18 protein-coding genes are annotated in these 18,100 nt (G+C 68.7%); 10 read left to right on the forward strand and 8 right to left on the reverse strand.

Features of this window, described 5'->3' with window-relative positions:
- From ON39_RS24660 to ON39_RS51300, 4 genes are all read right to left on the reverse strand, one after another.
- Window positions 1–291, reverse strand: coding sequence for a hypothetical protein (locus ON39_RS24660; RefSeq protein WP_040737884.1), 291 nt, complete (start codon window positions 289–291; stop codon window positions 1–3).
- A gap of 378 nt (window positions 292–669) precedes the next feature.
- On the reverse strand, window positions 670–2,166 hold the full coding sequence (locus ON39_RS24665; RefSeq protein ID WP_373283727.1) for an MFS transporter: 1,497 nt from the start codon (window positions 2,164–2,166) through the stop codon (window positions 670–672).
- Complete coding sequence (pgm, locus tag ON39_RS24670) at window positions 2,159–3,799, reverse strand: phosphoglucomutase (alpha-D-glucose-1,6-bisphosphate-dependent) (protein ID WP_040737929.1); 1,641 nt, start codon at window positions 3,797–3,799, stop codon at window positions 2,159–2,161. Before pgm ends, ON39_RS24665 begins: the two co-directional genes overlap by 8 nt.
- Before the next feature lie 47 nt (window positions 3,800–3,846).
- Window positions 3,847–4,506 carry a fluoride efflux transporter FluC gene (locus ON39_RS51300; protein ID WP_306307553.1) on the reverse strand — a complete coding sequence of 220 codons (660 nt, stop codon included), beginning with the start codon at window positions 4,504–4,506 and terminating at the stop codon, window positions 3,847–3,849.
- 348 nt (window positions 4,507–4,854) lie between these two features.
- On the opposite strand from ON39_RS51300, the gene ON39_RS24680 reads away from it, so the two are divergent.
- The gene (locus tag ON39_RS24680; RefSeq protein ID WP_040737930.1) at window positions 4,855–6,030 is read left to right on the forward strand and encodes a lipase family protein; all 1,176 of its coding nucleotides are present in this window, start codon (window positions 4,855–4,857) and stop codon (window positions 6,028–6,030) included.
- A 107-nt stretch (window positions 6,031–6,137) separates the two neighbouring features.
- Here ON39_RS24680 and ON39_RS24685 read toward each other — a convergent pair whose 3' ends face one another.
- A complete protein-coding gene (locus ON39_RS24685) occupies window positions 6,138–7,637 on the reverse strand; it encodes an MFS transporter (RefSeq protein WP_040737887.1) in 1,500 nt (499 codons plus the stop codon).
- A 119-nt stretch (window positions 7,638–7,756) separates the two neighbouring features.
- Here ON39_RS24685 and ON39_RS24690 point away from each other — a divergent pair, with 119 nt between their 5' ends.
- The gene (locus ON39_RS24690; protein WP_040737932.1) at window positions 7,757–8,428 is read left to right on the forward strand and encodes a TetR/AcrR family transcriptional regulator; all 672 of its coding nucleotides are present in this window, start codon (window positions 7,757–7,759) and stop codon (window positions 8,426–8,428) included.
- A gap of 53 nt (window positions 8,429–8,481) precedes the next feature.
- A complete protein-coding gene (locus ON39_RS24695) occupies window positions 8,482–9,780 on the forward strand; it encodes a D-arabinono-1,4-lactone oxidase (protein ID WP_040737889.1) in 1,299 nt (432 codons plus the stop codon).
- A 3-nt stretch (window positions 9,781–9,783) separates the two neighbouring features.
- Here the strand turns inward: ON39_RS24695 and ON39_RS24700 are convergent, their stop codons facing one another.
- Window positions 9,784–10,530 carry an SIR2 family NAD-dependent protein deacylase gene (locus ON39_RS24700; protein ID WP_040737890.1) on the reverse strand — a complete coding sequence of 249 codons (747 nt, stop codon included), beginning with the start codon at window positions 10,528–10,530 and terminating at the stop codon, window positions 9,784–9,786.
- Between the two features lie 104 nt (window positions 10,531–10,634).
- Between ON39_RS24700 and ON39_RS24705 the strand changes: the two genes are divergently transcribed.
- The 3 genes from ON39_RS24705 to ON39_RS24715 all read left to right on the forward strand — a co-directional run bounded on the left by ON39_RS24705 (window position 10,635) and on the right by ON39_RS24715 (window position 12,729).
- On the forward strand, window positions 10,635–11,543 hold the full coding sequence (locus tag ON39_RS24705) for an oxygenase MpaB family protein (protein WP_040737891.1): 909 nt from the start codon (window positions 10,635–10,637) through the stop codon (window positions 11,541–11,543).
- Between the two features lie 313 nt (window positions 11,544–11,856).
- Window positions 11,857–12,270, forward strand: coding sequence for an arsenate reductase ArsC (locus tag ON39_RS24710; RefSeq protein ID WP_040737892.1), 414 nt, complete (start codon window positions 11,857–11,859; stop codon window positions 12,268–12,270).
- 57 nt (window positions 12,271–12,327) lie between these two features.
- Complete coding sequence (locus ON39_RS24715) at window positions 12,328–12,729, forward strand: VOC family protein (RefSeq protein ID WP_040737934.1); 402 nt, start codon at window positions 12,328–12,330, stop codon at window positions 12,727–12,729.
- Here ON39_RS24715 and ON39_RS24720 read toward each other — a convergent pair whose 3' ends face one another.
- Window positions 12,730–13,509, reverse strand: a complete 780-nt coding sequence (locus ON39_RS24720) for a helix-turn-helix transcriptional regulator (protein ID WP_051187014.1) — start codon at window positions 13,507–13,509, stop codon at window positions 12,730–12,732.
- Between the two features lie 139 nt (window positions 13,510–13,648).
- Between ON39_RS24720 and ON39_RS24725 the strand changes: the two genes are divergently transcribed.
- Entirely contained in the window at window positions 13,649–14,230 is a 582-nt protein-coding gene (locus ON39_RS24725; RefSeq protein WP_040737893.1) for a dihydrofolate reductase family protein, read from the forward strand.
- 8 nt (window positions 14,231–14,238) lie between these two features.
- On the opposite strand, the gene ON39_RS24730 is transcribed toward ON39_RS24725, so the two are convergent.
- Window positions 14,239–14,736 carry a hypothetical protein gene (locus ON39_RS24730; protein WP_040737894.1) on the reverse strand — a complete coding sequence of 166 codons (498 nt, stop codon included), beginning with the start codon at window positions 14,734–14,736 and terminating at the stop codon, window positions 14,239–14,241.
- Window positions 14,737–14,953: 217 nt separating this feature from the next.
- Between ON39_RS24730 and ON39_RS24735 the strand changes: the two genes are divergently transcribed.
- The 3 genes from ON39_RS24735 to ON39_RS24745 all read left to right on the forward strand — a co-directional run.
- On the forward strand, window positions 14,954–15,724 hold the full coding sequence (locus ON39_RS24735) for a dienelactone hydrolase family protein (RefSeq protein ID WP_040737895.1): 771 nt from the start codon (window positions 14,954–14,956) through the stop codon (window positions 15,722–15,724).
- A 217-nt stretch (window positions 15,725–15,941) separates the two neighbouring features.
- The gene (locus ON39_RS24740) at window positions 15,942–17,333 is read left to right on the forward strand and encodes a bifunctional lysylphosphatidylglycerol flippase/synthetase MprF (RefSeq protein ID WP_040737897.1); all 1,392 of its coding nucleotides are present in this window, start codon (window positions 15,942–15,944) and stop codon (window positions 17,331–17,333) included.
- Window positions 17,334–17,341: 8 nt separating this feature from the next.
- Window positions 17,342–18,100: pyridoxal-phosphate dependent enzyme (locus ON39_RS24745; protein WP_040737898.1), on the forward strand; the 759-nt coding region annotated here is incomplete at its 3' end.

Here is an 18,100-nt window from a genome sequence, read left to right on the forward strand (position 1 = left end):
CTATTCCTCCCAGTCGCCCACTACGCCAAGCTCTTCGATCCGTTCGGGAGACAAGCCGGTCAGCATCGCGACGCTGGCAGTCAAAGATCCGTCGAGCACTTTCATGGATTCGACCATCCCGCGCCGGACCTCCTCCCTGCGCTGCTCTAGGTATACGCGAACGGCCTCGGTCACGAAGTCCTTTTTGGTCATGCCAAGGAAGTGCGCTGCCTGCGAGATCAACTCATCGGTCGCGGGGTCGACCTTCAGTGGCGCCTGCCGTTTGGGTGTGCCAGCGGCTGGTTTGGTCATCCGTCACCTCCTCCAGCCATGGTACCTAAGTACCTCGGGACACATGCGCGGGCTTTCATCCCGGAGGGCCACGCTGTTCACAGCCAGCGGCGGAGAGTCGATCCGGGAGTGCTTCGAGATGGGCCCACCCCGATGATCGACGCCGGTCCGATGCGCTTCCACGACGGCGGTCGCGAACTGCTACCCAAGCCTCTTCGGCGACCAGCGTCCGGTAGATCTCGGCCATACCGGCCGGATCGCGTCGCCGTCGCAGGTAGGTTTGTGATCGCTGATGGATTTGTCGGGCCAGCCAATCCTTCGGTTTCCGGCCGTCGCCCTCAGCCCGAATTGCGGGCAACCGCCGCACCGAACGATCGCGGTATGGCGGTGCGGCGCAGACTATCTCGCGACCGTGTCTCGCGCTGTGCGGCCGGAATCCACGTCCCCCGCATCGGAATCGTTCCGCGACGGATGATCGTGTTCCGGCGAAACTCGCGGCGCCTTGTCCCGTACCGCAGCGTCCTCAGCCACCACATGCGAATCCTCCGGCGCCACAGCACTATCCGCCACGGGCGCCCCGGCGGCATCGTTCACCGCATGCTCGACCAACTGGTGGTCGGCTCCGTCCGCACCGCAGAGGTGGTCGCATTCGGCACGCGAGTCCTCCACCTTCCGCAACGCCTCCTCCCGCTTACGCAGAGGCTCCGGCACCACCGCCCACCCCACCGCGGCGACCGCGAGCAGCGCGCCGGTCACCGCGAGCGCTAGACCGTAGGAGGCCTGTTGGGCGAGGGCGCCTACTGCTACCGGGCCGAGTACGGTGCCGAGGTCAGCGGCCATTTGGAAGCCGGCGAGTACTGGTCCGCCGCGGGCGTTGGGGCCGATGATGTCGGCGACGGCGGCCTGCTGGGTGGGGGTGAACATGCCTGCGCCGAGGCCGGCCACGAATGAGGTCGCTAGTAGCCAGGGGAGGGTGTCGGCGATGCCGAGGGCGGCGGTGCCGAGGGCGCAGATGAGGGAGCCGGTGATGAGGAACGGTTTGCGGCCCAAGCGGTCAGAGTAGCGTCCGGCCAGGAAGAGGACGGCGATGTTGCCCGCGGCGAAGACGGTGAGCGCGACGCCGGCCATGCCGGGCGTCTGGTGCAGCACCTCGACGACGAGCAGCGGTACGAGCGCCATGCGCACGCCGAAGATGGCGGCGCCGTTGGCGAAGTTGGACCAGAGCACCGCTCGGTACTCGGAGCGGGCCCAGGCTTCCCGGAACGACATCATGCGCAGGCCGCCAACGGGTTCCGGCGCGGCGAGCTGCGAGTTGCGCAGGGCCAAATAGACTGCGACGGTCACCAGGAGCAATGCGACGGCGTAGATGACGAAGGGCATGCGCAGGCCGAGCCCGGACAGCGCGCCGCCGACGAGCGGCCCACTGACGGACCCGATGAGGAAACCGGTCGACCACAGCCCGGATACCCGGCCGCGCGCGGCGGGCGGCGACATCCGGATGACGAGCGCGAGCGACGACACGGTGAACATGGTCGACCCGATCCCGCCGAGCGACCGCAGAACCATGAGCTGCCAATAGCTTTGGGCGAGCGCGCTGGCGCCGGTGGATACCGCGACGATCAACAGTCCGCCGAGATAGACCGACCGCTCCCCCAGCCGCTGCACGAGCCGTCCGCTCAGCGGCGCGAACAGCAACCGCATCAACGCGAACGCACTCACGATCGCCGAGGCCGCCGCGACGCCGACGCCGAAGCTGCGGGCGAACTGCGGCAGAACCGGTGCGACGAGACCGAATCCGATGGCGATGACGAACGCGCCCCCGACGAGCACCCAGATCTCGATGGGCAGCGGCTCCACCCGGGATCGTGCCGGGCGGAGCGCGGGCCATCTACTCACCGGCTAGCGCCTGTCCCACCACTTCCTCGGCGGCGGCCTGCACCTGCGCGAGGTGCTCGGGGCCGTGGAACGACTCCGCGTAGATCTTGTATTTGTCCTCGGTGCCGGACGGCCGGGCGGCGAACCACGCGTTCTCGGTGGTCACCTTGAGTCCGCCCAGCGGCGCGCCGTTGCCCTTCGCTCGGGTGAGCACGGACGTGATGGGCTCACCGGCGATCTCCTTGGTGGTGATCATGTCCGGAGTCAACTTCGCGAGTAGCGCTTTCTGTTCCGTGGTCGCGGCGGCGTCGATGCGCGCGTAGGCGGGGCTGCCGTAGCGGCGTTCGAGCTCGACGTAGCGGGCCGACGGGCTCTGACCGGTGACCGCGGCGATCTCGGCGGCGAGCAGCGCGAGCAGGATGCCGTCCTTGTCGGTGGTCCACACGGTGCCGTCCATCCGCAGGAACGACGCGCCCGCGCTCTCCTCACCACCGAAAGCGAGACTGCCGCTGAACAATCCGGGCACGAAGAACTTGAACCCGACGGGCACCTCGTGCACGTCGCGCCCGAGCACGCTGACCACGCGATCGATCATGGACGACGTCACCACCGTCTTGCCGATCTTGGTGAGCGCGTCCCAGCCCATCCGGTTCGCGACCAGATACTCGATCGCCACCGCGAGGAAGTGGTTCGGGTTCATCAGCCCGCCGTCGGGCGTGACGATGCCGTGCCGGTCGGCGTCGGCGTCGTTGCCGGTGGACAGGTCGTAGTCGTCCTTGATGGCAATCAGCGAGGCCATGGCGTAGCGCGAGGACGGGTCCATGCGGATCTTGCCGTCGCTGTCGAGGGTCATGAACCGCCAGGTCGGGTCCACGAACGGGTTGACGACCTCCAGCTCGAGGTCGTAGCGCTGGCCGATCTCCTCCCAGTAGTCGACGCTCGCGCCGCCCATCGGGTCGGCGCCGAGCCGGATGCCCGCGCCGCGAATCGCGTCCAGGTTCAACACGTTCGGCAGGTCGGCGATGTAGTGGTCGAGGTAGTCGTAGCGCTGGACGTTGGTCTCCAGCGCGTGCTGCAGCGTGGTCCGCTTGATTCCGGCGAGCCCGCTGCGCAGCAGTTCGTTGGCGCGCGCGGCGATGGCGTCGGTGGCCGTGTTGTCGGCCGGGCCGCCGTGCGGCGGGTTGTATTTGAAGCCGCCGTCGCGGGGCGGGTTGTGCGACGGGGTGATCACGATGCCGTCGGCCTGGTCGCGGGTGCCGCCCCGATTGTGGCGCAGCACAGCGTGACTCAGCGCCGGCGTCGGCGTGTACCTGTCGCGCGCGTCGATCATCGCGGTCACGTCGTTGGCGGCGAGCACCTCGAGCGCGGTGACCATGGCCGGCTCGGACAGCGCGTGTGTGTCCCTGGCCAGGTACACCGGGCCGGTGATCCCCCTGGTCGCACGGTATTCCACGATCGCCTGGGTGATCGCGAGAATGTGCGCCTCGTTGAACGCGGTGTCCAGACTGGAGCCGCGGTGTCCCGACGTGCCGAAGACCACCTGCTGCGCCGGGTCCGACGGATCGGGGATGCGGCTGTAGTACGCCGTCACCAGGTGCGCGATGTCCTCCAGGTCGGTGGGGCGCGCGAGTCGCCCCGCTCGATCATGGGCCACGCTCGGGTCTCCCTTCCGTATCGGCTGTGCCCTGCTCGTCATCAGGATCATGTCCACAACCACTGTGTCGTCGACGCGGCGACGAAGACCGCGATCAGGCCGGCCGCGACGCTGAGCACGACGTTGCCAACGGCGTAGGCGTAAGCGCCGTCCGTCACCAGCCGGATCGTCGCGTAGCTGAACGTGGTCAGCGCGCCGCAGAAACCCGTACCGGCGGCGGCCAGCAGCCCGTTGCCCGCACCCGCGCCGATCAATCCACCGAGCAGCGCCGAACCGACAATGTTAACGGTCAACGTGCCCAGCGGCAGCGGAGCAGCGAAACGCGCTGGTACAGCACGGTCTACGAGGTACCGGACGGACGCTACGGGCACGCCGCCGAGCGGCACGGTCATCGGGCGGCCCACTGCCACAGCTCCCACTGTCCTGCTTCTCCCACTGCCTGGCCCCCTTTTCGTCGTGTTCCCGTCGACCGCCGAGCGATTTCTCCTCGTCCACCGTGTCACGCCCATGGCGAGCACCACCGCCCCCGGCGACGCCACCACCGTTCCCCCGAGATAGCCGAGCGCCTGGACCGCGGCGCCCGATCCGAGCAGTCTACGAACCTCGAGGCAGTAGGTGGAAAAAGTGGTGAAGCCGCCGAGCGCTCCGATACCGGGGAAGGGACGCAGCAGTCTCTGGGCTACCCATATCGCGGTGATCGGAACCATCTAAATCCCGATGGCAAAGCATCCCATGACATTTACCGTTGCCCACTCTCCGACCTCACACACCGAACGCCATCCACGCAATGTTATCGGCCCGACCGAACGGTACGTTCAGCCGGACCCGGCGCGTCGAGACCCCACGAACAGCGTTGTTCGTTGACATCAGGAGGAGTTCCGCGTACGAATGCCCTGAAGGTTTGGCCGAAGTCGCCTCCACCCCCACTCACTCAGGTCGGAGCAACGATGGCGGCACAGCGGGCACAACCGAACGCGCACCCCGGTACGGCGGAAGCAAGCCGACCGGAGGATCAGCAAACCTCAGGCAGACGGGAGCGGACCGTCGGGCGCGCCCTGCGCCGACTCTCGATCTTGGCACTCGCCACCGCCGCGGCCGGCCTCGGACACGCGGCGCCCGCGACGGCCGACGCCGTCTACCCGATACCCGACGGCGACGGGTTCTACAGCGCGCCACCGGATATCGAGAACTTCCAGCCCGGCGACGTGATGCGCAGCAGGCAGGTGCCCGCGGCCGGCTTCCCCGGCGCGACGGCCTGGCAGCTGCTGTACCGGTCGACGAACTCGACCGACGCGCCGATCGGCGCGGTCACCACGCTGCTGCTGCCGCCGGGCGGCGGCATGAACCGCCCGGTCGTGTCGTATCAACCGGCCGTCAACTCGCTCGGCCTGCAGTGCGCTCCCTCGCACACCATCTTCAACGGCACCATGCGGGAGGCGCCCGCGCTGAACGTGATGCTGGCCAGGGGCTGGGCAATCGCGGTCCCCGATCATCTCGGCCCGACCAGTGCCTACGGCGCCGCGCGCCTCGGCGGCAGGCTGACCCTCGACGGCATCCGGGCTGTAAAACGTTTCGGCCCAGCCGATCTCGGCGCCAGCCCGGTCGGCATGGCCGGTTACTCGGGCGGCGGCATGGCGACCGGCTTCGCCGCGGCCCTCGCGCCGGAGTACGCGCCGGAGCTGCCGATCGTGGGCGTGGCGCAGGGTGGCGTCCCGATGAACATCGGCAAGCTGGCCCTGGACGTCGGGTTGCGACGCAGCCCGATGTTCGGCCTCGGCTTCGCGGCCGCCATGGGTCTGGAGCGTGAGTACCCCGACGAGCTGCACATGGATCGGATCCTGAACCCGGAGGGCTTCGCGCTGCGCGACCAGATCACCAACGCCTGCACCGACGAGATCATCCGCGCGGGCGCGAACAAGGACTTCAGCGACGTGTTCTACGGGGCGATGGAGGCCGACGAGACGGTGATCCGCATCGCGCACGAGAACAGCATCGAGATCTACCCCGGCGTCCCGCGCGCGCCGATTTACGAGTGGCACGGCGCGAACGACGTGGTGTCGCCGCAACTGGTCCGCGACGTCCTCGGCCGATACTGTTCCCAGGGCGCCCGAGTCCAGTTCGACCTCATTCCCGACGCCGACCACGGCTCCGCGATCGCGCCGGGCTCGGTCAACGCGTTCAACTACCTCAGCGACCGCTTCGCGGGCATCGCGCCGCCCAGTAACTGCTGACAGAGACGACAGCGCCCGCGTTCGACATGGAACGCGGGCGCTGCCCATTTCTCACCACCCCAACGGAGCGAGTCTTACGAGCGACCCGTTCGCGGCGGCCAAAAAACTCAGTGCACGATCACCGGTTCACCTTCCGACGGTGCAGGCACCGTGTTCGGCATCAGCACCGCGGTGATCACCGCGCCGGCGACGAAAATGGCCGTCGCCCACCAGAAGCTGGTGGTGTAGCTCTGCACCGCGGACTGCGCGATGGTCAGCGGATCCGGCGTGCGGGTGGACAGGTAGTTCGTCGCGGCCGAGGCGGCGATGGTGCTGAGCAGCGCCGTGCCGATCGAGCCGCCGACCTGCTGGCTGGTGTTGATCATCGCCGACGCGACGCCCGCGTCCTCGTGATGCACCCCGGCGGTCGCGCCCTGGAACGCGGTCGACATCGCGCCACCGAGACCCAGACCCATGAGGATCAGCGCGGGCAGGATGTGCGAGGCGTACCCGGTGTCCAGGCCGATCTGGGTCAGCCACGCCATGCCGGCCGCGGCGATCAGGAAGCCGCCGGCCACCACGATCTTCGGCCCGACCTTCGGCAGCAGGAGCGACGGCACGGTGGTGGACGAGGCGATCATCGCCGCCACCATCGGCAGGAACGCCAGGCCGGTCTTGATCGGCGAGTAGCCCATGCTCAGCTGCATGTAGTAGGTCAGGAACAGGAAGATCGCGAACATCCCGATGCCCATGACGAACACGGTCAGGAACGAGCCGCCGCGGGTGCGGTCGAGCACGATGCGCAGCGGCAGCAGCGGGTGCGCGACCCGGGTCTCCAGCCACGCGAACACCGCGAGCAGCACCGCGCCGCCGATCAGGAAGCCCAGGGTGACCGGGTTGGTCCAGCTGGTCGACTCGGCGTGTGAGAAGCCGTACACGATGCCGAACAGCGCCGCGGTCACCACGATGGTGCCGGGGATGTCGAGCTTGGGCCGCTCGGTCGTCACGTGCTTGGCCAGCAGCAGCACCGCGCCGACCAGCGCGACCGCGGCGAACGCCAGGTTGACGAACATCACCCAGCGCCAGTTCGCCCACTCGGTGAGCATGCCGCCGAGCAGCAGGCCGATCGCGCCGCCCGCACCGGCGACCGCACCGAAGATGCCGAACGCCTTGGCCCGCTCACCCGGTTCGGTGAACGTGACGGTGAGCAGCGACAGCGCGGCAGGCGCCAGCAGCGCGCCGAACACGCCCTGGCCGACGCGCGCCCCGACCAGCATCTCGAAGCTGGTGGCCGCGCCGCCGACCGCGGAGGCGCCCGCGAAGCCGATCAGGCCGATGATGAAGGTGTTGCGGCGACCGAAGAGGTCGCTGAGCCGCCCGCCGAGCAGGAGTAGGCTGCCGAACGCGAGCGCGTAGCCGGTGACCACCCACTGCCGGTCACCGTCGCTGAAGCCGAGGTCGCGCTGCGCCGCGGGCAGTGCGATGTTCACCACGGTCGCGTCGAGCACGACCATGAGCTGCGCCACGCCGAGGACGGCGAGCACCCACCAGCGCAGGGCGTGCGAGCCGCGCCGCCCCTGATCCATTTTCGCGGGGGCGGGTGCCCCACGGTCGTACGTGGTAGTCATTTGTCCCCTTTGTCTCAAGGATTGATGCGGAGTTGACGCCTCCGGTTAACTGATAGAAAGCTACCACCATAACGGAGAGAACGCCTCCGCTTAATCCCGATGCTTGATAGGATGTGGGTGTGAATCACGCCACGGCCCTTTCTCCGCCCCGGCGCCTGCGTGCCGACGCCGCTCGAAATCAGCAGCGCATCATTGCCGCGGCGCGCGAACTCTTCGCCGACCACGGACTCGAGATCACCCTCGACGACGTCGCCGAACGCGCGGGCGTCGGCGTCGGCACGGTCTACCGCCGGTTCGCCAACAAAAAGGAACTGATCACCGAGGTCTTCGAGCAGAGCATCAGCGAGTTCGCCGAGGCGGCCGACGCGGCCTACTCGCACGCCGATCCGTGGTTCGGGCTCGTCGAGTTCTTCGAGTACGCCTGCCGGCACATGGCGATGAATCGCGGCTTCAGCGAGGTGATGCTCGAGCTGGAGGACGACATGGAGCGGTTCGTGGTGGTGCGCGACCGGATCAAGCCGACCGTCATGGCGATCGTGGAGCGGGCCAGGCAGGCCGGGGTGCTCGCGCCCGGCATCGAACCCTCCGACTTCTTCGCGCTGATTCATATGGTCGACGGCATCGCCGAGTTCGCCCGGCCGGTCAATCCCGATGTGTGGCAGCGGTATATGGCGATCGTCCTCAACGGCGTGCGGGCCGAGGGCACGCCGCCGCAGCAACTGCTGGTGCCGCCGCTGAACGACACCGAGGTGGAGCAGGCGAAGGGCGCGTGCGCGGGCCGCAAAAGGTAACAACTGCGTTATAGGTAGGCCAGATCACATTCTGATCCCCTACAGTTGGACACATGACCAACTCGTGGGTGAACTGGGCCGGCGATCAACGATGTGCGCCGGCGACCATCGCCTCGCCGCGCTCCGCCGATGAGCTGGCCGAGATCCTCGGCCGGGCCGGCGACGCGGGACAGATCGTCCGGGTCGCGGGCGCGGGCCACTCGTTCACCGACACCGTCCTCACCGACGGCGTCCTGCTGAACCTCGCGAACCTCGACCGTGTGCTCGACGTCGACACCGCCACCGGACGGGTCCGGGTCGAGGCGGGCATGACCCTCAACGCCGTGAGCAACGCCCTGCACGAGCACGGCCTCGCCTTCCCCAACCTGGGCGACATCGACGTGCAGACCGTGGCGGGCGCCACCGCGACCGGCACCCACGGCACCGGCGCCACCCTGCAAAACCTCTCGGCCGCACTGCATTCCATCGAGTTGATGCTCGCCGACGGCAGCCGCGTGGAGCTGAACGAGGAGACCGACCCCGAGGGCTGGCGCGCGGCGCGGGTCAGCGTCGGCGCGCTGGGCGTGGTCACCGCCGTGACCTTGCAGCTGGTGCCGTCGTTCGTGCTCGAGGGCGTCGAGCGGCCGGTCGCCGTGGACGACATCCTCGCCGACCTGGACACCTACATCGACGGCAATCAGCACTTCGAGTTCTACATGTTCGGGCACAGCCCGCTGGCGATGACCAAGCGCAACAACCGCGTCGAGCTGCCCGAACAGCCGCGCGGCAAGGCCGTGGACTGGTTCACCGACATCCTCATGTCCAACTACACCTTCGACGCGCTGTGCAGGCTCGGCCGCCGGCAGCCGCGGCTGGTGCCGTTGATCCAGCGCGGCGCGGCCTACGCGGGCAGCTACCGCCGCCAGGTCGATCGCTCCTACCGCGTGTTCGCGTCCCCGCGCCTGCTGCGCTTCACCGAGATGGAGTACGCGATCCCGCGCGAGCACTCGGTGGCCACGATCCGCGAAATCAAGGAACTTTCCGCGAGATTCGACACGACGATGCCGATCGAGGTCCGCTGGGTCGCGCCCGACGACGCGTTCCTCTCGCCCGCCTCCGGCCGCGAGACCTGCTATATCGCCGTGCACCAGTACCGGGGCATGGCCTATGAGCCGTACTTCCGGGCCTGCGAGTCCGTGTTCGACAAATACCACGGCAGGCCGCACTGGGGTAAGCGGCACTTCCAGACCGCGGACACCTTGCGCGAGCGCTACCCCGACTGGGACCGCTTCGCCGAGGTGCGGCGTCGGCTCGATCCCAAGGGCCGGTTCAGCAACGCCTACCTGAATCGCGTGCTCGGGTCCGTCGACTGACCGCTAGTCGCCGAGTATCTCGCCGACCAGGCGGGGCACGGCGGTGCCGATGGGTTCGCGCACGATCTCGGTGGCCATCGAGTCGTACGGCGTCGCTTCGTTGTTCACGATGACCAGGTCCGCGCCGTTCTCGACCGCGACGGCGCACATCGAGGCCGCGGGCTCCACCTGTAGCGAGCTGCCGATGGCCAGGAAGATGTCGCTGGTCTGCGCGGTGAGCGCGGCCTTCATCATGGTGCGCCGGTCCATCTGCTGACCGAACATGACGGTCGCCGATTTCAGCACGCCGCCGCAGTCGGGGCACGGCGGGTCGGCCTCGCCGGCCGCCACGCGCTCGAGGGTCGCGGACATGGTTGTGCGGTAAGCACATTCGACGCAGACGACCTCGAACATATTGCCGTGGATCTCGATCACGCGATCCTCCGGGAACCCGGCGCGTTGGTGCAGGCGGTCGATGTTCTGGGTGATGATCGTGACCGCGCGCCCGGCCTGCGCCAGCTCCGCCAGGGCGATGTGCGCGGCGTTGGGCCGCGCCTGCCAGGCCGGGTTGTCCCGGCGAGCCAGCCACGCGCGCCTGCGCAGCTCCGGGTCGGCCAGATAGTTGTCGTAGGTCGAAAGCAGTTCGGCGATCGGGTCTTTCGTCCACACGCCGCGCGGCCCGCGGAAGTCGGGGATGCCGGAGTCGGTGGAGATGCCCGCCCCGGTGAGCACCCCGATGCGGCCGTCACGGGTGCGCCACTCGCTCGTCATGGCACCAAGCCTAGAGCGTGCATCGCAAGGCTTACGAAAGAGAGTGAGAGAATGTTACGCTAATCCTCTCATCGCTTTAGAGGCGCTGATCAAAGGAGATCACGATGACGTCCGCCGCCCTCGAATCCACCAGCGCGCACACCCCCGCGCCGCGTCGCCCATTCGAGCCGGGCAGCAGGCTCTGGGACGAGACCGGCCTGATCACCTTCTCGCTCACCGCGGGATCGGCCTTCCTCTTGCAGACCATGGAGCCGACCATCTCCGCGGTCGTCGACGAGCACTCGACCTTTCGCACCGATCCGATGGGCCGCGCCGTGCGCAGCATCGCGTCGGTGATGATGTGGATCTACGGCGGCGAGGAGGCCATCGCCGAGGCCGACCGGCTGCGCACCATGCACGCGACGCTCAACACCACCGACGCGCGCGGCGTCCGGCACAAGGCGCTGGCGTCGGGGCCGTGGGCGTGGGTGCTGCACACCGGAACGTTCGCGTTCGCCGAGAACGCGAAGTACTTCGCCCGCAACCCGCTCACCCCGGCGGAGAAGGAGGCGGTCTACCAGGAGATGGTGCAGCTGATGCGCAATTTCGCGGTGCCGCCCAAGGAGATTCCGGCGAGCTACGCCGAGTTCGAGGCCTTCTTCACCGACACGGTGGCGAACCATCTGGAGGCGACCGACACCGCGCGCGACTATCTGCGGGTGATCCGATCCGTCGCGCCGCCGAAGCAGTTGCCGCGCGTGTTCGCGCCGGTCTGGCGGCGGGCCGTCGCGCCGATCGGGCGGATGCAGTACTTCGTGACGGTCGGCACGACACCCGAGGTCGCGCGGGAGAAGCTCGGCCTCACCTGGAGCGCGTCCGACGAGCGCAAGCTGCGGGCGCTCGGCTGGATGCTCGCGCGCGCCGTGCCGCTGCTGCCGGAACGCGTGCGGTACTTCCCGATCGCTTACGAGGCGCGGCGGCTGGCGCGGGATCGGGCACGGTTGCGCAAGATGATCGACTTCCGCCCGATCTGAGTGTGGTCGCCTGCGGCGCTGTGGCTTTCGGCTACAGCGCCGTATTTGTTGTGCGCCAGCGCTTTTCGACTCAAATGAATGAAGGCCCTCGAACCCTCCGGATAAAACCGTCCAGTTTGAATGTTGGTCGGGCAATCCGTTGTGTGGCAATGGTTCTCGCCGCGCGTCGGCGCGAACGAACCCTGTCCGCGGTAACGATCTTCCCCACGCTGGTATACGTATCCCGTACGCTTCGACAGCGTTTCGGCCCCAACACGCCGGATAACCCTTATCTGGCAGCACAGATCCTCTCCGCTCACCGAAAGGCGCTTCCATGCCGCACAAGCCCGCCGTGCTGTTCATCTGCGTGCACAACGCGGGCAGATCGCAGATGGCCGCCGGGTTTCTCAGCGCGCTCGCCGGTGATCGGATCGAGGTCAGGACGGCGGGCAGCGCCCCGGCCGCCGCGCTCAACCCGGTCGCCGTCGCCGCCATGGCCGAGGTCGGCATCGACATCTCGGGCCGTACTCCCAAGCCGCTGACCATGGACGCGGTCGGCATCTCCGACGTGGTGATCACCATGGGCTGCGGCGACGCCTGTCCCTTCTTCCCCGGCATCAGCTACCGCGACTGGCCCCTGCCCGACCCGTCCGCCCAACCCCTCGACGTGGTCCGCGCCACCCGCGACCGCATCCGGATTCTCGTCGAGAACCTCATCGCCGAACTCGTTCCGGCCCTGGCCCGCTGACCGCGCCGGTCCGATTTGTTCAAGACCGGCGGCGCGCGGGCTGGTTACCGTGCGGGTATGACTCCACAATTCGACGTCATCGGCATCGTTGTCACCGACATGAGCGCCTCGGTCGCCTTCTACCGGCGTCTCGGCCTCGACTTTCCCGCGGGCTCGGAGGCGGAGCCGCACGCCGAGGCCGCGCTGCCCAACGGCTTTCGGCTGGCCCTCGACACCGAGGCCACGATCAAGTCCTTCCACCCCACCTGGGCGGCGCCGACCGGCGCGGGGCGCATCGGGCTCGCGTTCCGCTGCGCCGACCCCGCCGAGGTCGACTCCGTCTACAACGCGCTGGTCGACGCCGGCTACCACGGCGAGTTGAAGCCGTGGGACGCCTTCTGGGGCCAGCGCTACGCCAGCATCCAGGACCCGGACGGCAACGGCATCGATCTGTACGCGGCGCTGCCGACCGCGGACTGATCAGCCGGTCCGGTATCGAGTCGTCTCACCGGGAGCTTCCGCCGGCGAGCCGAGGCCGCGTCCAGTTATCAACTGTCCCAGGGGCATTCCGGCTAGATCGCGCACCTCCCGCGCCAGGTGTGCCTGATCCGCGAACCCGGTGGCCGCCGCGGTGTCGGCGAACGACACGCCGGCGCGCGCCAGCGCCAGCGCCCGTTGCAGCCGCAGCACACGGGCCAGGGTCTTGGGCCCGTAACCGAACGCCGCGAGCGACCGCCGATGCAGCAGCCGGGCGTTCAGTCCGGCCGCCTCGGCGGTCGCACCCACCGACCAGCCCGCGTTCAGGGCCGCGACCACCCGTCGCAGCACCGGATCGGGCGGCGCGACCTCCGCCGCCCGCCGCAACGCGACGCGCTCGAGCTCGGCCACCGGATCATCGGTCGCCGCGAGCCTCTCGTTCAGCCGACGCACCGTCCCCGCCGACCACACGTCGGCCAGATCGATGCGCTGATCCCGCAGTTCGTCCGCGGGCACGCCCAACAGCGCGGGAGCCGTCCCCGGAAAGAATCGAATCCCGGCATACCGGGTGCCAGGCACCGCCACCGGCCGGAAAGCCCGTGTATCAGGCCCGGCGACAACCAACCGCCCGCCGACCCACAGCAGATCCATGCACCCGTCCGGCAGCACCGGCGTCGGGGCGTCGTGCTCCGTCACCGTCCGCGTCCACACCACGGCCCGCCCGAACCTGGACGGCCGCTCCCGATACCCTGGCGGTGCCTCACTCGCTACGACGGACTGCACGCGCCCGACGCTACCCGCGCCCTCCGACACACTCACTCGACCATTAGCAGCGAAACCTGGTCGGCAGGCCTCCGCGAACTCCTGCGATGAGTTCGGGCGCGCGCCACCGTCTTACGTGAGACCGAAGAGAGGGAAGATCATGAAAATCCTGGCTCGCCTGTGCACGAGTGCCGACGGATACGTCACCACCCCGAACGGATGGCCGCCGCAGGTCGTCGACCCCGTCCACGCACCCGGCAGTCACGGGATCGCCGAGTTCCTCGACGGCTGCGAGGCCGCGCTGATGGGACGCACCACCTTTGAGCCCGCGCTCACCAACGATCGCTGGCCGTGGCCGGATCTGCAGGTGTTCGTGCTGGGTTCGCATCGGCCGGCGGGCACGCCCGACCACGTCACCGTCGAGAGTGATCCGGTGCGCCTGCTGCAGCGCATGCGCGCGGCCAATCGCGGCGGCGACGTCCATCTCATCGGCGGCCCGAGCACCGTCGAGACCTTCCGCGCGATCGGCGCGCTGGACAAGCTCGAACTGGTTGTCCTGCCGTTCCTGCTCGGCGGCGGCATGCGGCTGACCGACTCGCTCGACCCGCGGATCGGCCTCACCTTCGAGAGCTCCCGCGCACTGCCCGGCGGCTCCGTCGAGATCGTCTACACCGTCGACCCGGAGCGCGAATCCTCCCGCGCCAACGACCCGAACTGGGCTCCCGCCTCGCAACGGCGATGAGGCGTGCCTCAGCGAGGCGTCGGAACCGGGAGCACTCCGCGTGGGACGACGCGGACGAAGGCGTCGGGGTGGGCGGCGGCGATTTTCGAGTCGGGGTCTTTGCAGCCGACCGTGACGTCGCCCGCCGGCGCGGCGGAGAACGTCCACACCGTCATCCAGTCCTTGCCATTCAGCGATTCGGTCTTTTTCACGTCGGAGGATCGCAGATCTTCGTTCCGCCCGGAACTGTCGACCACCGTGCAGCGCAAGTCGTTCGCGGCCTGGCCCCACTCCGCGGGCACCCGGATATCCATCACGGCGTCGGCGGGTATCGCGACTTTCTTGGTCTCGCCGAGCGGGATTCGCACGCCGGTTTCGTCGTCGGCCGCGGCGGGCGTCGTCTCTCGCGAACTCGAGGTTCCCGGATTACTCGACGAGGACGATTCCTTGCTCGTCGACTTGTCGTCGGAGCATCCCGAAACCACGACCGCGACCAGCGCCGGACCGACCAGCCATATCAGTTTCACAGCTCAAACCCTCTCGTCGCGCCCACACACCAGGCGATTGGTACGGATCAGCGATGGAACCGCGGGGTGCGCGCGTGCGCTCCGCCGATAGAGGAGAGCATGCCAACTCCGGCGCCGAAAGCGGCCTCCACGCGCCGTAATCGGGGATTTATTCGGTAATTCGCCGGGGTAATGTTGATTCGGTCGTTGTCACCATTACTCCACGGAGACCTATCTGATGACTTCACCTGTCGCGTTCGACGCGGTCGAGATTTCCCTGCCCGACGGCACCGCCGACGCCTACTTCCTCCATCCGGACGACGGCGCGAGCCATCCGGGCGTGCTGCTCTTCCCGGACGCGTTCGGCCTGCGACCGTGGCTGCGCGAGCTCGCGGAAACGATTGCCGCACAAGGGTTCGCCGTGCTCGCGCCCAATATCTTCTACCGGTCCGGCCCCGCCCCGGTGCTGCCCATGCCGGACTTCGGCGAGCCGGACGCGCTCGAGAAGTTCTTCGTCACCTTCGCCCCGATCCGTGACGCGATCACCCCCGACAAGGCCATGCAGGACGCGCACGGCTACCTCGCGTGGTTGTCCGCCGACGATCGGGTCGCTCCCGGCGCGCTGGCGACGACGGGCTACTGCATGGGCGGCCGGCTCGCGCTGCGCACCGCGGCGACGTTCGGCGATCAGGTGGCCGCGGCGGCGAGCTTCCACGCGGGCCACCTGGCGGCCGACGACCGCCCGGACAGCCCGCACCACAACGCCGGCGACATCACCGCGGAACTGTTCGTCGCGCACGCCGATCACGACGCGTCCATGCCGCCGGAGGAGATCGCCCGGCTGGAGCAGGCCTTCGACACCGCAGGCGTGCGCTATACGTCGGTCGTCTACCCTGACGCTCCGCACGGTTTCACCATGCGGGACATCCCGGCTTACCGCCCGGAGGCGTACGAGCGTCACCTGCGCGATCTCCTGGAACTGCTGCGCCGGACGTTCCCTTCGGAATAAAGGCCATATCATCCGATGTTTCGGCTGAGGTCGACCTCGACTCCCTAGCCGGGCAGGCCCGCGTCGTCGCTCGACCAACCGGCCGGTTTCCTAGGGCCGGTTGCCGCTGGAACCGCCGGTTCCGCTTAGTGTTGTGAGCAGGGTAGGCGATCACGGGAGGACCACATGGCGAAGCTGGTGTGGCTGGAGGAACGCGACAACGGGGCGGAGTATCAGCGTGAGTGACGAACGGGCGACCGCGGCGGCGGCGCAGCGCTACTCGGTCCGCGCCGGGTACGGGCAGGCGGCTCTCACGACCACCTCCTCGACCCGCCCGGTCTTCATCGGCGTCGCACTGGTCGTCAGCGTGCTGCTGGTGTACGCGGCCCACCCGGCCGCGCAGGACGGCGCCGACCACGCGTGGTTCCTCGGCATCGCGGTGGCGGGGGTGTTCGTGGCCCGCGGGCTGCACCTGCGGCGGCCGATCACCCTGGCGCACTTCGCGGTCGCCGTCCTGGTGCTCGCGATCGCCCACCTGGCCTACCGCGCCGAACACCCGGGCTACGGTTTCGCGCTGCTCGCCTCCAGCGGCCTCATCCTGGTGCTTCCACAGTCGAGCAGGCCGCAGCCCGAACAGCTGTACCGCGTCGCCGAACTGGTCGGCCGCACCGAGCGCGACCCGCTCGCGCCGTTCGCCCTGCACTCCTCGAAAACGTACTTCTTCAACGCGAATTCGACCGCCGCGATCGGCTACCGCACCCGCTTCGGCATCGCCGTGGTCGCGGGCGACCCGATCGGCGACCGCGCCGCCTTCGCCGAATTGCTCACGGAATTCTCCGAATTCGCGATCAACCAGGGCTGGCGCGTCGCGGTGCTCGGCGCGAGCCCGGAGCTGGCCGAGCTGTGGCGGCGGCGCGCGCTGGACCACCGCGGGCTGCACGCCGTGCCGATCGGCCGCGACGTGGTGATCGAGGTGGATGATTTCGCCATGGTAGGCAGGCACTTCCGCAATCTGCGCCAGGCCGTGAGCCGCACCCGCAATTTCGGCGTCACCACCGAGATCGTGGACGAGTCCGCGCTCACCGACGCTCAGCGCGACGAACTGCTCGCCATCGTCGACTCCTGGGGTCACGGCAGGCAGACCAGGGGCTTCTCGATGATCCTCGACCACCTGCTCGACGGGCGGAACCCGAACATGCTGGTGGTCATGGCCAAGGACGAGAACGGCGTCCTGGCCGGCTTCCAGCGCTACGGCGTCTCCAACCGCGGCCGGGAGCTCAGCCTCGACGTGCCCTGGCGGCGCAAGGACGCGCCGAACGGACTGGACGAGCGGATGATCATCGACCTGGTCGACTACGCCCGCGAGCACGACATCCACCGGATCTCGTTGGCGTTCGCGCCTTTTCCCGAACTCTTCGCCGACAAGCAGAAGTCGCGCACGGCGAAGCTGATGTACGCGCTTGTGCACCTGGGTGATCCGCTGATCCGCCTGGAGTCGCTGTATCGGTTCCTGCGCAAGTTCCACGCGCTGTCGGACCAGCGCTATGTGCTGATCCGCTGGCGTGAGGTCGTCATCGCGGCGGCCGCCCTGCTTACCCTGGAGTTCGCACCGCACCGCCGCGAACACTGAGGAAGCCGATGGAACTGACCCACAGCGATGTCAAGGCCGCCGTCGAGCGGGTGGCGGGCCGGATCCGCCCGGTCACCGTCGCCCCCGCCGACGACGGACAGACCTGGTTCGCCTTGGAGTTCCTCCAGCACACCGGCAGTTTCAAGGCCAGGGGCGCGCTGAACTTCCTGCTCACGCATCGCGAGAACGGCACACTGCCGGACGCGGGCGTGACCATCGCCTCCGGCGGCAACGCCGGCCTGGCCTGCGCGTGGGCCGCGCGCAGCGAGGGCGTGCGCGCGACGGTGTTCCTGCCGACCACCGCGCCGAAGGTGAAGGTGGACCGGCTGCACTCCTACGGCGCCCAGGTGACCCTGGTCGGCGCCCAATACGCCGACGCGCTCGCGGCCAGCCGCGAATTCGCCGCCGCGACAGGCGCTCTGCTCTCGCACGCCTACGACAACCCGCTGATCGCCGCGGGCGCGGGCACGCTGATGGCGGAGATCCACCAGCGCATCCCCGACCTCGACACCGTGGTGGTCGCCGTCGGCGGCGGCGGGCTGTTCGCCGGAGTCGCCACCGCCGCGGACCATTACGGCGTTCGGACGGTCGCGGTCGAGCCCGCGCGCTGCCGGGCGCTCAACGCGTCGATCGAGGCGGGCCGGCTGGTCGACGTGGACATCGACTCGATCGCCGCCGACTCCCTGGGCGCCCGCCGCGCCACCGAGTTGGCGCTGCACGCCGCGCGGAACTACGACGTCGTCTCGGTGCTCGTCGACGACGCCGAC

It is taken from the genome of Nocardia tenerifensis NBRC 101015, assembly GCF_000308715.1.
GTDB lineage: Bacteria > Actinomycetota > Actinomycetes > Mycobacteriales > Mycobacteriaceae > Nocardia > Nocardia tenerifensis.